The sequence below is a fragment of the Rhizobium sp. M1 genome (assembly GCF_002531805.1).
Lineage (GTDB): Bacteria > Pseudomonadota > Alphaproteobacteria > Rhizobiales > Rhizobiaceae > Rhizobium > Rhizobium etli_C.
Genome location: NZ_NWSW01000032.1, coordinates 1 through 14,063 on the forward strand (window position 1 = coordinate 1; position 14,063 = coordinate 14,063).

At 62.2% G+C, this 14,063-nt stretch carries 14 protein-coding genes; 5 read left to right on the forward strand and 9 right to left on the reverse strand.

The genetic code is table 11. The annotated features are described in order from the left end of the window. Positions 1-130: 130 nt before the first annotated feature. The gene (locus tag CO655_RS25775) at positions 131-637 is read right to left on the reverse strand and encodes an Lrp/AsnC family transcriptional regulator (RefSeq protein ID WP_097667322.1); all 507 of its coding nucleotides are present in this window, start codon (positions 635-637) and stop codon (positions 131-133) included. 152 nt (positions 638-789) lie between these two features. Here CO655_RS25775 and CO655_RS25780 point away from each other — a divergent pair, with 152 nt between their 5' ends. The 3 genes from CO655_RS25780 to CO655_RS25790 are packed head-to-tail and all read left to right on the forward strand — an operon-like array spanning position 790 to position 4,416. Next, positions 790-2,016, forward strand: a complete 1,227-nt coding sequence (locus CO655_RS25780) for a diaminopropionate ammonia-lyase (protein WP_097667323.1) — start codon at positions 790-792, stop codon at positions 2,014-2,016. After that, a complete protein-coding gene (locus CO655_RS25785; protein WP_097667324.1) occupies positions 2,016-3,257 on the forward strand; it encodes a Zn-dependent hydrolase in 1,242 nt (413 codons plus the stop codon). Before CO655_RS25780 ends, CO655_RS25785 begins: the two co-directional genes overlap by 1 nt. Before the next feature lies 1 nt (position 3,258). Further along, a complete protein-coding gene (locus tag CO655_RS25790) occupies positions 3,259-4,416 on the forward strand; it encodes a M20 aminoacylase family protein (protein ID WP_097667325.1) in 1,158 nt (385 codons plus the stop codon). Positions 4,417-4,507: 91 nt separating this feature from the next. Here the strand turns inward: CO655_RS25790 and CO655_RS25795 are convergent, their stop codons facing one another. Together CO655_RS25795 and CO655_RS25800 are read right to left on the reverse strand one after the other, a co-directional pair. Beyond that, positions 4,508-4,888: a hypothetical protein gene (locus CO655_RS25795; RefSeq protein WP_097608034.1), complete on the reverse strand. Its 381-nt coding sequence runs from the start codon at positions 4,886-4,888 to the stop codon at positions 4,508-4,510. Positions 4,889-4,950: 62 nt separating this feature from the next. Continuing rightward, positions 4,951-5,619, reverse strand: a complete 669-nt coding sequence (locus CO655_RS25800) for a hypothetical protein (RefSeq protein ID WP_097667326.1) — start codon at positions 5,617-5,619, stop codon at positions 4,951-4,953. Between the two features lie 256 nt (positions 5,620-5,875). On the opposite strand from CO655_RS25800, the gene CO655_RS25805 reads away from it, so the two are divergent. Continuing rightward, positions 5,876-6,484 (forward strand): TerC family protein, encoded by a 609-nt coding sequence (locus CO655_RS25805; RefSeq protein ID WP_097607952.1) that lies wholly within the window; start codon positions 5,876-5,878, stop codon positions 6,482-6,484. A 79-nt stretch (positions 6,485-6,563) separates the two neighbouring features. Here CO655_RS25805 and CO655_RS25810 read toward each other — a convergent pair whose 3' ends face one another. From CO655_RS25810 to metG, 3 genes are read right to left on the reverse strand one after another with little or no spacing between them, the layout of a single operon-like run. Further along, positions 6,564-7,379, reverse strand: coding sequence for an MBL fold metallo-hydrolase (locus CO655_RS25810; protein ID WP_097667327.1), 816 nt, complete (start codon positions 7,377-7,379; stop codon positions 6,564-6,566). 4 nt (positions 7,380-7,383) lie between these two features. Continuing rightward, positions 7,384-8,166, reverse strand: coding sequence for a TatD family hydrolase (locus CO655_RS25815; RefSeq protein ID WP_097667328.1), 783 nt, complete (start codon positions 8,164-8,166; stop codon positions 7,384-7,386). A gap of 4 nt (positions 8,167-8,170) precedes the next feature. Next, positions 8,171-9,721 (reverse strand): methionine--tRNA ligase, encoded by a 1,551-nt coding sequence (gene metG / locus CO655_RS25820; protein ID WP_097607949.1) that lies wholly within the window; start codon positions 9,719-9,721, stop codon positions 8,171-8,173. A gap of 233 nt (positions 9,722-9,954) precedes the next feature. Here metG and CO655_RS25825 point away from each other — a divergent pair, with 233 nt between their 5' ends. Next, positions 9,955-10,743 (forward strand): sulfite exporter TauE/SafE family protein, encoded by a 789-nt coding sequence (locus tag CO655_RS25825; protein ID WP_010032467.1) that lies wholly within the window; start codon positions 9,955-9,957, stop codon positions 10,741-10,743. A gap of 119 nt (positions 10,744-10,862) precedes the next feature. Here the strand turns inward: CO655_RS25825 and CO655_RS25830 are convergent, their stop codons facing one another. From CO655_RS25830 to CO655_RS25840, 3 genes are all read right to left on the reverse strand, one after another. Continuing rightward, positions 10,863-11,888, reverse strand: coding sequence for a DNA polymerase III subunit delta' (locus tag CO655_RS25830; RefSeq protein ID WP_097667329.1), 1,026 nt, complete (start codon positions 11,886-11,888; stop codon positions 10,863-10,865). 8 nt (positions 11,889-11,896) lie between these two features. Further along, entirely contained in the window at positions 11,897-12,577 is a 681-nt protein-coding gene (gene tmk / locus CO655_RS25835; RefSeq protein WP_097607947.1) for a dTMP kinase, read from the reverse strand. Positions 12,578-12,769: 192 nt separating this feature from the next. Continuing rightward, positions 12,770-13,927, reverse strand: a complete 1,158-nt coding sequence (locus CO655_RS25840) for a D-alanyl-D-alanine carboxypeptidase family protein (RefSeq protein WP_097667330.1) — start codon at positions 13,925-13,927, stop codon at positions 12,770-12,772. Between the last annotated feature and the right edge of the window lie 136 nt (positions 13,928-14,063).

Here is a 14,063-nt window from a genome sequence, read left to right on the forward strand (position 1 = left end):
TTTGCAGAATCAGGACATTCTAACTTTGCGGCTACATACAAAGATCGCATAAGATAGATTATGGAACACAAGCCTTCGTCAACCAGGCCAAAGGCTTGCGCCGCTCCGCCTTTGCGCTGCCCAGTCCGGCTCACCTCCGATCGCGTTGCGGGTCCAGCGCGATATTCAGGCCTACCTTCACTCTGTCCATCGCTACAAAACTGCGGAACCGCTTGACGTTCCTGTTGGCGAAGAACAGACGCCGGGTCATGGCTTCGTAGTCTCCCATGGTTCGGACGACGACGAGAAGAATGAAATCCACCTCGCCCGTCACGTAGTAGCACTGCTGGACTTCAGGAGCCTCGGCGAAGGATTTCTTCGTCGCGTCGTGCGTGGCGCCGGACTCGCTGTGCATCTCGACTTCGACAAAGACCGTGATCTCGTGCCGCACATGGGAAGGCTCGATCACCGCGACGTTGGCGGCGATCGTACCCGTCTCCTCCATCCGCTTGATCCGGCGCTGCACGGCTGGCGCCGACAGGCCGATGACGTCTGCGATCGAGCGCTGCGGTGTCTTGTTGTCCCGCTGAAGAATCTCGAGAATCGCCAGGTCGAAGCGGTCCAGCTCCACCATCTCCGCGGAAATCTTGTCGATCATGCATCGATCCCTTTTTGGCGACAAAGTGAGAAAACGCTCCGTTTTGGCGGCAGAAATGAGCGAATGTTGCATAATCGGCATCAAAATACAGCGCTTATTTCGATCGGAATGAAGTAATTATCAGGCATACGCATTTTCGAAAGGATGTCCGGATGCTCCTCCTGAACGAACACGCCGACTACCGCAAACCCCTTGAGGCCGTCGACGCCGAAATTCTGGGTGTCGAGGCCGCCAAGACCGTCGAACGTTTCCTGTATCGTCGCGAGGGCCACGGGCCCACTCCCTTGCTCTCGCTCGTAAATCTTGCGCGTGAGATCGGGATCGGTTCGATCCTGGTAAAGGATGAGGGCCATCGCCTCGGCCTCGGCAGCTTCAAGGCGCTCGGCGGTTCCTATGCCGTGATCCGGCTCGTTCTGGAGGAGGCGTCGAAGCGCCTTGGCCGCGAAGTGGACGTGGCAGAACTGCAGAACAACGATGTGAGAGCCATCGCCTCGAAAATGACGGTCGCCTGCGCAACCGACGGCAACCACGGACGCTCCGTCGCCATGGGCGCCCAGCTCGTCGGCGCCAAATGCTCGATCTTCGTTCATTCGGGCGTCAGCAAGGAGCGCATCGACGCAATTGCCCGCTATGGCGCAGATATGATCCGGGTCGACGGCAATTATGACGACTCCGTTCGCGAAGCGGCGCGCGTTGCCGAGGAGAAGAACTGGATCACGGTCTCCGACACGTCGTGGCCCGGCTACGAACGCATCCCAGGCTTCGTCATGCAGGGCTACACCGCATTGCTGACCGAGGCGCTCCGCCAGATGCCGGAGCCGCCAACCCATGTTTTCGTACAGGCGGGTGTGGGCGGCATCGCCGCTACGGTTGCGGGTCACTTCTCCGTCCTTTTTGGCGACGGGCGCCCCTTCTTCGTGGTCGTCGATCCCTCCCGTGCAGCCTGCATCGTCGAGACAGCGCGCGCCGGACGCCCGGTGAAAGTCGATCATGGTGAGGCCACCGTGATGGCGATGCTGGAGTGCTATGAGCCATCGCTGGTGGCGTGGCGGATCCTGTCGCATGCCGCGGACGCATTCATGACGGTCGACGACCCCGACGCGATCGACGCGATGAAACTGCTTGCGAGCCCTCGTGGGGCCGACCCGGCGGTCGTTGCCGGCGAAAGCGGCGGCGTAGGTCTCGCGGCCCTTCTGAAGGTTGCCGCCGATCCGGGACTGCGGACGAAGATCGGCCTTGATACGCAATCCCGCGTCTTCCTCATCAACACCGAGGGCGCGACCGACCCCGTTCTTTACGAGAAGTTTGTCGGCGCAACGCCGGCAGACATAGCAGCGAAAAACTCCGGCCAAGGCGGAGTTAAGGAAAAGGTGGCGTAATGAGCGAAATCTCCATCAATTCCGAACGGCTGCTCGGCCGAATCCTTGAACTCGGCGACATCGGTCGTGACGAAGACGGCCGGCTGATCCGTCTCGCGGCTTCGGATACGGAGAAGCTCGGACGTGACAAGTTCGTCTCGTGGATCGAGCAGGCCGGGTTGGAAGTTGCCGTCGACCGCATCGGCAACATATTCGGAATCTGGAGGCCCGCAGCCGTTTCCAACCAAGCACCGCTCATGCTCGGATCGCACATCGATACCGTGATCAACGCGGGCATTTATGACGGATGTTATGGCGTTCTGTCAGGCCTCGAGGTCATCGAGACGCTTGTCGCGGCGGGTTTCCAGCCGTCGCGTCCGATCGTGGTCGCCGCCTTCACCAACGAGGAAGGCGTGCGCTACGCCCCCGACATGATGGGATCGCTCGTCTATGCGGGCGGCCTCGATGTCGGCACCGCTCTTGCGACTGTGGGAACAGATGGCACGAAACTTGGCGAGGAACTGCGGCGCATCGGCTACGATGGAGAACATCAGCCGGGCTTCATCCGGCCGCATGCCTATATCGAGCTGCATATCGAACAGGGCCCGGTTCTCGAGCGCGAAGGCATCCAGATCGGCGCCGTGGAAAACCTGCAGGGCATCTCCTGGCAGCGGGTGACGATCAGCGGCGACGCCAACCATGCGGGAACCACACCCATCTCGATGCGTCGCGACGCCGGACATGCCGCCGCGCTCGTCATCACCTTCCTGCGCGAGCGCGCCAGGAACTCGAACACCGCGACAGTGGCGACGGTTGGCTGCATGAATTTCGAGCCGAACGCGATCAACGTCATCCCTTCCCGTGCAACCTTCACGGTGGATCTTCGCGATCCGGACGAGGATCGGCTGAGCCAAGAGGAGGCCGCTCTCGAAGCCTACCTTGCGCAGGTGGCGAAAGAGGAAGGCGTGTCCTTCGAGGTCGCACGCCTCGCCCGTTTTCAGCCGGTGGCGTTCGACGGCAAGATCGTCGAGCTGATCGAGAAAGCAGCGGCCAGGCGCGGACACACGGTCCGTCGCATGACCTCGGGTGCGGGCCATGACGCGCAAATGATCGCGCGGATCGCTCCTTCGGCGATGATCTTCGTGCCGAGCCTTGGCGGCATCAGCCATAATCCCAAGGAAAAGACCCCGGACGAGGATCTGCTCGCCGGTGCGAACATGCTTCTCGACGTTGTAAAGCAGATTGCGGGCGGAGGAGTTTGAAATGACGATCGATATCGATGCTCTGAAGAACGAAATGACAGCATGGCGGCGCGACCTGCACGCCCACCCCGAGTTCGGATTCGAGGAGAAGCGCACCTCAGCCTTCGTCGCGGCCAAGCTGCGCGAGTTCGGCCTCGACGACGTGGCGGAGGGTGTTGGAGGAACCGGTGTCGTCGGCACGCTCAAACGCGGATCCGGCAACCGCTCGATCGCGCTGCGCGCCGACATGGACGCGCTTCGCATTTCCGAGCAGGGAAATCTTCCCTACAGATCGTCGAACTCGGGCGTCATGCACGCCTGCGGCCACGACGGGCACACCACCATGCTTCTCGGAGCCGCCAAACTGCTCGCCGAGGAAGGTGGTTTCGACGGAACCGTCCGTTTCATTTTTCAGCCGGCGGAGGAATGGGGACGCGGCGCGCTTGCCATGCTCGCAGACGGATTGATGGAGCGCTATCCGTTCGAGGAGATCTACGGCATTCACAACATGCCCGGCCTCCCCGTCGGTACATTCGAAACCCGGCCGGGCGCGATCATGTCGGCCGAAGACAATTTCGAAATCAAGGTTACAGGTGTCGGCGGCCATGCTGCGCGCCCCCACTGGGGCAACGAGGTTCTCGTCGCCGCCTGCGCCCTTGTGACCAACCTGCAGACGATCGTCTCACGCCGCCTAAGTCCTGCCGACACCTCCGTTGTTTCGGTCACCGAACTCATCACCGACGGAACTCGAAACGCGCTGCCGGGAGAGGCAAGGATCCTGGGCGACGCACGAAGCTTCCGTTCGGAGGTCAGCGCCGAAATCGAGAAGCAGATGCGCATCATCGCGCAGGGAACTGCTCTCGCCTACAATGTCGCGGCCGAGGTGACCTACAGCAGAGAATTCGTTCCGCTCCTCAACGATCCCGATCTGGTCGAGGAGACTTTCGCCGCCGCCCACAGCATTCTCCCAGAGGAAAATGTTCTGGTGGCGCGGGAGCCGATGACGGGAAGCGAGGACTTCGCACACTTTCTGAAGCATGCGCCCGGCGTGTTCGTGTTCCTCGGCAACGGTGACTCGGCACCTCTGCACAATCCTCGCTATGACTTTTGCGACGACGGCCTGATCCATGGGACGAATTACCACACCGCGATCGTCCGCCGCCGGCTTCCCCTGCCCTGATCTGGTAGGCGCCCGCCATCCCCCAGCCCCTGAGAACGGCCAGGCCTGCAGGCGCACGCGCCTCGTTCGATCCGGAAGCATGCCGGATCGTTCACCACCGTCTGGTCTGCGAGACATGACCGGCAAATCCGGCCAGCAATACGCCGAACGGCAAGCCTCTGATCGCCCTCGCCGCGACGAAGGCTGCGCCGGTGGCGATGGCGAGTTTCAGCCACGGATAGTCGCCGAGCTGCACATGGGCACTCGCATCGACGGATGTTGCCTTGGCTTTCAGCGCTGCTTCCGCATCGTCACGCAGCAGGCCGATGCGGGCCTGAAGCAGCCGCAATTCCCGCTGCAGGTGGTGCAGACTTTGGTCGGCCTTGTCACGCGCGGACTCGGCGGCCGCATCGGCAAAAGGCAGTTCGCCTTCCGCGACCAGTTCATCGGGATCGGGCGGAAGAAAGCCGTCGCGGTTGATGGATGATTGCATCGACTTGTCCTCGAATAAGTGAGTGCAGCGAGGCTCGGCATTGCCGCCGGCCTCGCTGCACATCAATGATCGCGCCGGAAACTCTGGCTCTGCTGCGATCCGCCTTGCGTCTGCGACTGCGGTTGCGAATCGTTCGATGATGCGGAAGCGCCGGTGAATTTATAAGCACGAACCTTGGCGCTTCCATGCGCGGTGTCGCGCACTGCGACCGGCGCCTCGTCGGAAGCCGGCCCCTCGAATGCGCTTTCGGATACTGCCAGGTCGTCCGCGGCCTTGCCGCCATGGGCCGAGCCCGCAAAACCGGTATTCGACCCGCCTTGGCGTCCGCTTTCCGATAACCAGAGATCCGCCCGCTCGTCGATGTCGATGCTGCCCTCGTCGTCCAGGATATCATGAACGGTTTCGTAGAGCGCGTCATCGATATCGTTGACCTGAACGAGGAAGCCGCCTCGCCGCAGCCCTTCCGCGTACATCGCACGGTCCTCGTCCGGGAAGAAGAAGTCGGCCAGCGCGTCGAAGAAGCCGCTGCGGTCGTCTCTCATGACGCCGGCATTTTTTTCATCCGCCTCATATCCCGGCATCAATCTTATTCTCGCCACGGGGACGCCGGCGTCCTCGAGACGGGAAACCGCGGATTCGGCCTCCGACCGGCTGTCGAAAAATGCGGTAAGGCTGCCGCCGCCCACGGGGCCCGAAAACCCCGGATTGGTATCGTTGTGAATGTTGCTCACGGGAACTCTCCTCTCGATGTCGCGTTCCAGCCGCCGACCCGACGCCTGGTCCTGACTCGGAGAACCGGCAGCCGAGACGAATGTTCCACGGCAATGGCGACGGCTCGGAGGGGCTTGACCGTCAGTTCCATAATGCTGCCGCTTGTCGTTTCGGATGCATCGCGCGGTGAATTGCACCGGCTGTTGCATCCCTCAGCGGTTGACGTCAAACCGTGGAGACGCTAGCACGGCTTTTGACGCATTGGGGACATTTCATATGGACATCTTCACGGCAGCCGGTCTGACGGCTTTGCTGCAGGTCATTGCTATCGACCTTGTTCTCGCTGGCGACAACGCCGTGGTTATTGGTCTTGCCGCGGCCGGCCTTGAGGCCACGCAACGGCGCAAGGCGATCATCGTCGGCATTCTGGCCGCAACCATTCTGCGTATTCTCTTTGCCAGCGTCGCGGTCTATCTGCTGGCCATTGTCGGCCTGCTCCTGGCCGGCGGCCTGCTGTTGCTCTGGGTCTGCTGGAAGATGTGGCGCGAGCTTCGCAATGGCCATCGCGAGGAACACCTGGCGGAGACCGGCGAAGGCGCGCCGAGAAAGACCTTCTTCCAGGCGGCGACCCAGATCGTCATCGCCGACGTTTCGATGTCGCTCGATAACGTGCTCGCCGTTGCGGGAGCTGCGCGCGAACATCCGAGCGTGCTGGTCATCGGCCTCGGTCTGTCGATCGCGCTGATGGGCATCGCCGCACATCTGATCGCCCGGTTGCTCGGCCGCCATCGCTGGATCGCCTATGTCGGTCTGCTGATCATCCTCTACGTCTCGCTCGATATGATCTATCGCGGCGCCGTCGAGGTTCTGCCCTATATGCCGTGATCCTGCATCAGGGTCGGGGTTTTCGCCTCGACCCGCAGCGTCTTTTCAGACACGGAGCAGGCGGCTGCGGCGCCCAGAATTATGTGCTGACCTCAATCTCGAAGCTCATCTGGTCAAACGCCGGCACCACATGCTCGGGCGTTTCAGCCATCACCGCATCGTAATCCAGCGGCGTATGCATATGGGTTAGAATCGCCCGTTTCGGCTTGAGCCGGCTGATCCAGTCGAGCGACTGTTCCAGCGACAGATGGCTCGGATGATAGGTATACTGCAGGGCGTCGATGATCAGAACGTCGAGATTTTGCAGCTTATCGACGGTCTGCGGCGGGAAATCGCTGATATCGCTGCAATAAGCCACATCGCCGATGCGGAAGCCGAGCGAATGGATATCGCCATGCTGCTGGATATGCGGGTAAAAGTCGATCTTGCCGCCGGGACCGCGGATTTCGACGGGTTCGTCGATATTTTCGATGACAACAGGCAGCACGATCGGTGGATAATTGCTGCCGGGCGGCGTTTCCAGGCAATAGCGGAAGGCTTCACGCAGCCTGTCCATCGTATATTGGTCGGCAAAGATCGGCACCCGGCGGCGCGTATTGTGGAAATAGCCGCGCAGATCGTCGATACCGTGAATGTGGTCGGCATGCGGGTGGCTGTAGAGCACGGCATCGACATGGTCGGCCCCTGCCCTGATCATCTGCTCGCGAAAATCCGGCCCGGTGTCGACGACAACCGTCGTGACGCCCCCAGGGCCGAATTGCTGCACCATGAACGAGGCGCGCGTGCGCCGGTTTTTCGGATTGTCGGGATTGCAGGCACCCCAGTCGCCAGAAATGCGCGGCACGCCCGGTGACGACGAACAGCCGAGAATGGTGAAACGCCGCCGGTAGAGCACGCCGCTAGATCCTCGGCATTTTCGAGAGCAGGCGGAAAGCGTTCTCCGTCGTGATCCGTGCGATCTCCGCGTAGGAAAGGCCGATCGTCTCGGCGAGCACTTCGGCCGTGTTGACGACATAGGACGGCTCGTTGCGCTTGCCGCGCCAGCGCTTCGGCGCCAGATATGGCGCGTCCGTTTCCACCAGCAGCCGCTCATGCGGGATCGTCTTGGCGATCTCGCGCAGCTCTTCCGACTTCGGGAAGGTCAGGATGCCGGAAAAGGAGACATAGCCGCCGAGTTCGACGCCGGTTCGCGCCAGTTCCGGACCCGCCGAAAAGCAGTGCAGGATGAAGGGGAAAGCCCCCTTCCCCGTTTCCTCGGTCAGGATTGCTGCCATGTCCTCATCGGCGCTGCGGCTGTGGATGACGAGCGGAAGCTGCGTTTCCCGCGCGGCGGCAATATGCCGGCGAAAGCCGGTCTGCTGGTCCTCAGGCTTCTGCGTGTCGTAGAAATAATCGAGACCCGCCTCGCCGATCGCCACCACCTTCTCATGGGCGTTGGCCAGGCGCACCAACTCTTCCGTCTGGATATCCAGCTCTTCGTCGGCATTGTTCGGATGCGTACCGACCGAGCAGAACACCGAAGGATATTTCTCGGTGATCGCGAGCAGCCCGTCGAGCTTGCGCACGCGCGTCGAGATCGTCACCATCTGCTTGACACCAGCCCGATGCGCGCGCGCGACAATCTCGTCGCGCTCGGCCTCGAAGTCGGCGAAATCCAGATGGCAATGCGTATCGATCAGCACGGCCTCAAGCCTCCGGAGCCACGTAACGCGGGAAGACCGGCGTCGGCGCCTCGAGCGGCGTTCCGGCGATCAGGCGGCCGGCCTCGCCGAGGGCGGCAAAATCGCGCTTGTCGGCAGGCGCAGCCACGAGATCGAGCAGCTTGCCCGATGATTCCGGCATGAACGGCTGCAGCAGGATGGCGATCTGGCGCACGACTTCGGCGGTGACGTAAAGCACCGTACCCATGCGCGCCGGATCGGTCTTTTTCAGCGCCCACGGCGCCTGGCCGGCGAAATAGCGGTCGGTCTCGGAAACGACGGCTATGATCGAGGCAAGCGCTCGGTGGATCTGCTGCTTACCCATGTCTTCGCGCGTCGACGCGTGCAGCGCGTCGGCCTGCGCCAGCATCGCCTTGTCCTCGTCGGTCAGCGCACCGCATTCCGGGATTTTGCCGTCACAATTCTTGACGATCATCGACAGCGAGCGGCTGGCGAGATTGCCGATGCCGTTGGCGAGGTCGGAATTGATGCGCGTGCCGATCGCCTCTTCGCTGTAGCTGCCGTCCTGGCCGAAGGAAACTTCACGCAGGAAGAAGTAGCGCACCTGATCGAGACCGAAATGGTTCACCAGATTGACGGGATCGACGACATTGCCGAGCGACTTCGACATCTTCTCGCCCTTGTTGAGCAGGAAGCCATGGGCAAAGACCCGCTTCGGCAGCGGCAGTTTTGCCGACATCAGGAAGGCCGGCCAGTAGACGGCATGGAAGCGGATGATGTCCTTGCCGATGATGTGGACATCCGCCGGCCAGTATTTCGCCCTCGGGCCGTCCCTGTCCTCGATATAGCCGGTCGCGGTGATGTAGTTGGTCAGTGCGTCGACCCAGACATACATGACGTGGGATGGATCGTTCGGCACCTTGATGCCCCAGTCGAAGGTCGTGCGCGAGACCGACAGGTCCTTGAGCCCCGATTTGACGAAGGAGATCACCTCGTTGCGGCGCTCGGCCGGACCGATGAAATCGGGATTGGCCTCGTAATGCGCCAGCAGCTTCTCCTGGTATTCGGAGAGCTTGAAGAAATAGCTTGCCTCTTCCACCCATTCGACGGGCGTGCCCTGAGGGCCGTAGCGCACGCCGTCGGCGCGCAGCTCCGTCTCGTTTTCCTGGTAGTAGGCCTCGTCGCGCACCGAATACCAGCCGGCATAGCTGTCCTTGTAGATGTCGCCATTGTCGGCCATCAGCTTCCAGATGTTGCGCGACGTCTCGTGATGGCGCTCCTGCGTGGTGCGGATGAAATCATCGTTCGAGGCGTTGAGCAGCTTCGCCATCGCCTGGAATTCGCCGGAGTTGCGGTCAGCGAGCTCCTGGGCGGTAATCCCCTCGGCGCGCGCCGTCTGCTGCATCTTCTGGCCGTGTTCGTCGGTGCCGGTCAGGAAGAAGACATCCCTGCCGTCCAGGCGCTGGTAGCGCGCCATCGCATCCGTCGCGATCAGCTCATAGGCATGGCCGATATGCGGCTTGCCGTTGGGATAGGAAATCGCGGTGGTGATGTAGAAGGGTGTCTTGTCTGTCATGGCGGCCAATGTCCGGCTTACTCTATAAAAATGGTCAGCCGCTCTTAGCGCATGTCTCCGCCAAGCGAAACATCAAGTTTTGGCGCCGTCATGATTTCCGGGACACGGGGGTCGTGAACTTGACTCCGCTTCGCACCCAATTTACCGGTCGTCAGAAAGAGGGCGGGACAGAACGAAGTGTCAGTTTTCATCGATCCGGTTTGTTATGGCCGCGCGCCGTTGGGGGCGCTTGTTTGACATTCGAGCCGCTCTATTCGATTTCCGGCCTGTTTGTCGGCGCGCTTGTCGGCATCACCGGCGTTGGTGGCGGTTCGCTGATGACGCCGCTGCTGGTGCTGCTCTTCGGGGTCCATCCCGCAACCGCGGTCGGCACCGATCTCCTCTATGCGGCGATCACCAAGACGGCGGGCACTGCCGTTCACGGCATGCATGGACGGATCAACTGGAAGATCGTCGGCAGCCTCGCCGCCGGCAGTGTGCCGGCTGCCGTGCTGATGCTCTGGCTGTTGGCAGGCGTCGATCGTAAAAGCATCGGCGTGACCAACACCATTACGGTTGCGCTCGGCTGGCTGCTTGTCATGACCGCGATCATGCTGGTCTTCCGAGGCTCGATCCTCGAATTGGCGCGGCGCGCCATCGGCGATCGCACGCCGCCGCAGCCGGCAACCATCCTCATCCTCACCGTCATTCTCGGCTTCTGTCTTGGCATCCTCGTCACCCTGACCTCGGTCGGCGCCGGTGCGCTCGGTGTGACGATCCTGCTGGTCCTCTATCCCAGGCTTAACGTGCGCGAGATCGTCGGTTCCGATATCGTCCATGCGGTACCGCTGACCCTGATCGGCGGCATGGGCTATTGGCTGATCGGCGAGATCGACTGGGCGATGCTGTTTGCCCTGCTCGTCGGCTCGATTCCCGGCATCATCATCGGCAGCCTTCTGGCGCCGAAGCTGCACGAACGCACCATCCGCATCGTCCTGGCCGCCACGCTCGCCGTCGTCGCAGGCAAGCTCTTGACCGGCTGACCAGGCATCAGGCTTCTAATGCATGTCGCCCGGAAGTGTGCAGCGGTTCCGGGACAACGACATGCATAAAAACAAAGACCTAAAGCGCGTCGCATGAATCAAATTTGATGCGATGCGTTTTAGAGGCCCGGCTGCTTGATATCGGCGAGAATGCTGATGATCGTCTGCTTGCGGTCGAGATTATAGGCATCCGAAATGGTGAGCCGCTCGGTGATCTCGGAATAGAGCCGCGCCAGACGTTCGGCAGCAGCGATCTGCCCCTCACCCGCTGCCACACGCGCACGGTTCATGATGTCGTCGCCGACATGGCTGACGAAGAAATCGAAGATCGTGTCGCTTTCCTTGCCCGACAGCGCATCGGCCAGCCGGTGCATCGCCTTGCGGGCCGCCGGCCCTTCGGCGGAAAGCACCTCGTCATAGGCGGCGATGATCTCTCCGCCGCCATAGTTCAAGAGCTTCAACGCTTCGCCGACGCTGCCCTTGGCCGCCGAAAGCACCGCCCCGCCCTCTCCCGATATGCCGAGATGGGCAAGGGCGGCGACAAGCGCGTCGTCAGCAAGCGGGGCCAGTTTCAGCGGCAGGCAGCGCGAACGGATCGTCGGCAGCAGCCGACCCGGCGCATGCGACAGCACCAGAAACAGCGCCCGCTTCGGCGGCTCCTCGAGGATCTTCAGGATGGCGTTGGCCGCATTGCGGTTCATGTCGTCGGCCGGATCGATGATGACGATCCGCCAGTTGCCGGTCCCCGACGTCTGCGAGAAGAACTTGCCGGCGCGGCGCACCTCGTCGACTGTTATCGCCGATTTCACCTTGCCGGTCTTTTCGTCCACCGGCCGGGCAAGATGCAGGAGATTGTGCGAGGCGCCGGAGACAATCTGCCGGCTGACCGCCGAGGCGGGATCCGGATCGCCGATCGTCTCCGGCGCCGTCTCTGGATCGGGATGCGAAAGCACGTGGTTGGCGAAGCGGAAGGCGAGCGTCGCCTTGCCGATGCCCTCCGGCCCCTCGATCAGGATGGCGTGATGCCCCTTGCCGGATCGGTAGGATTGCGCGAGGAAGGCCTCCGCCTCCTCATGGCCAAATAATCTGGTGTTCTCGGCCGGCCAGATGGCGCCGTCGAGCAGTCCCGGCCTCTCCTCACTCATAATGGGCTTCACTCATGATGGGCCGCTTCCGGCAATCGGGCGCGGTCTGCGGGCGACTTGAGCTGCCTGACGATTGCCAGAATCTCGGCCGCGATCGCCTCCTCCGTCTGCATGGCGTTGACCACGTGGCAGCGCTCCGGCTCGCGCGCGGCGATATCGAGAAAGGCTTCGCGCCGTTTTTCGTGCGTTTCGAGCCGCTCCTTCTCGAAGCGGTCGGGCGCTTCGGCAGCGCTGCGCTTCTGCGCCCGCTCCAGGCCGACCTTTGCGGGAATGTCGAGTATCAAGGTGCAATCGGGCACGACGCCATTGATGGCGATGCGCTGCAGCGTCTCGATGAAATCGGGTTCGAGGTTGCCGGTGATACCCTGGTAGACACGGGAAGAATCCATGAAGCGGTCGCAGAGCACGATCTTGCCCGCGGCAAGGGCAGGCCGGATCACCTCTTCGACATGGTCGTTGCGCGCAGCGGCAAAAAGGATCGCTTCCATCCGTGTGCCGAACGCCTCGGCAGCCCCGGACAAGAGCACGTGGCGCACGGCCTCGGCGCCGGGCGACCCGCCCGGTTCCCGCGTCACCAGCACCTCGTGACCTTCGCCTTTCAGCGCCTCCGCGAGGCGGCGGATCTGCGTGGATTTCCCCGCGCCTTCCCCGCCTTCAAACGTAACGAACAATCCCGTACCGGACGACAATGACAGCTTCCCGCATTCCGGGCGCCGCACTCGCGCGCGCCCCGCCTCTTCTATCTATCCGAAGACATCGGGAAGGAAAACCTTTCGCCGCGGCGACATAATCACCTTCCCCGGCAAATTATATCAGAAGGCCCGGCGCTCAAGTCTTGAGCATGTGGCGCACGACAGTGCAGCCGCTTGGCGATACCGGCTTCAGCCGGGCGCGGACTTGTCCCAGAGCCAGGAGAAAAACAGCGATTCGCCGAGCTCCAGCATGGCATCGACGGCGCGGCTGCTGAGCGAGCCTTCACCCACCGCCTGCGCGGTATAGAGCGGGACTTCCCTGAGAAGCCGGCTGCCGGCGAATATCCTGAGCGTGCCGGCCTGATAATCCGGCTGCACCGGCGCTGTCAGCGGCCAGCGATAGACAATGCGCGCCGATAGCCGGTCGGGATTGCTGACCGGAATATAGACGCTGACCGGTGCTTTGGCGATCAGATCGACGGTGCGCGCCGTGCCGCCATAGACGCTGGCTGCGCCGATCACTTCATGCTCGGCGAAAATCTGCCGGTTCTCGAAAGCCGTCAGGCCCCATTCGAGCACACGCTTGGCCTCTTCGGTCCGCTCCTTGTCGGAGGCGATTCCGGCGAGCGCCAGAAACAGCCGCCGGCCGTCGCGCTGGACCGAGGCGACGATCGAATAACCCTCACCCTCGGTAAAGCCCGTGGCAAGTCCGTCAGCGCCGAGATCGAGCCCGAGCAGCGGGTTGCGGTTGCGTTGGAAGATCTTGTTCCACTCGAAATCGGCCTGGGCAAAATAGGGGTAAAGATTGGGATAGGATTGCTGAAGGGCGGCGGCAAGCGTCACCATCTCGCGCGCCGTCACCTTGCTCTTGCCATCAGGAAGGCCGGTGGAATTGCCGAACACCGCCTTCTCCATGCCGATTTCGCGGGCGCGGCGCGTCATCGATTCGGCGAATTGCTGCTCACTTCCGGCCATGCCCTCGGCGAGGATGATGCAGCTGTCATTGGCGCCCTGGATGGCGATGCCCTTGATCAGGTCTTCGACGCGCACGCGCGATTTCAGGGCGGCAAACATCGTCGCCGTCCTCGACGGGGCGCCGCCGGTGCGCCAGGCATATTCGGAAACGGGATATTCAGTGTCGAGGGTGATCTGGCCCTTGGTCACCGCCTCGAAAACGAGATCCATCGTCATCAGCTTGGCAAGCGAAGCCGGCGAAAAGCCCTGATCCTCGTTCTTGGCGAGAAGCACCGTGCCGGTCGATGCCTCGATCATATAGGCCTGCGCCGCCTTGGTGGCGAAACCGGCGCCGCCGCCATCGGCTGCCTGCGCGCCTGTGGCGAGCGGCATCAGGCATGCAAGAGCAAATGCGGCAAAAGTGCCGAGCGGTTTTGCCTCCGGAATTGCGGAAAAACAAAAGGCTAGAGCGGGTCTGCGCTTCGGTGAAAAGCGCAACCGCTCTAGAAGGCGAAGCACAGGCCTCAGC

Bases quoted from the DNA above. Each gene is read 5' to 3' on its own strand.
- CO655_RS25775 (WP_097667322.1), bottom strand. From the start codon at position 637: ATGATCGACAAGATTTCCGCGGAGATGGTGGAGCTGGACCGCTTCGAC.
- CO655_RS25780 (WP_097667323.1), top strand. From the start codon at position 790: ATGCTCCTCCTGAACGAACACGCCGACTACCGCAAACCCCTTGAGGCC.
- CO655_RS25785 (WP_097667324.1), top strand. From the start codon at position 2,016: ATGAGCGAAATCTCCATCAATTCCGAACGGCTGCTCGGCCGAATCCTT.
- CO655_RS25790 (WP_097667325.1), top strand. From the start codon at position 3,259: ATGACGATCGATATCGATGCTCTGAAGAACGAAATGACAGCATGGCGG.
- CO655_RS25795 (WP_097608034.1), bottom strand. From the start codon at position 4,888: ATGCAATCATCCATCAACCGCGACGGCTTTCTTCCGCCCGATCCCGAT.
- CO655_RS25805 (WP_097607952.1), top strand. From the start codon at position 5,876: ATGGACATCTTCACGGCAGCCGGTCTGACGGCTTTGCTGCAGGTCATT.
- metG (WP_097607949.1), bottom strand. From the start codon at position 9,721: ATGACAGACAAGACACCCTTCTACATCACCACCGCGATTTCCTATCCC.
- CO655_RS25830 (WP_097667329.1), bottom strand. From the start codon at position 11,888: ATGAGTGAGGAGAGGCCGGGACTGCTCGACGGCGCCATCTGGCCGGCC.
- CO655_RS25840 (WP_097667330.1), bottom strand. From the start codon at position 13,927: ATGCCGCTCGCCACAGGCGCGCAGGCAGCCGATGGCGGCGGCGCCGGT.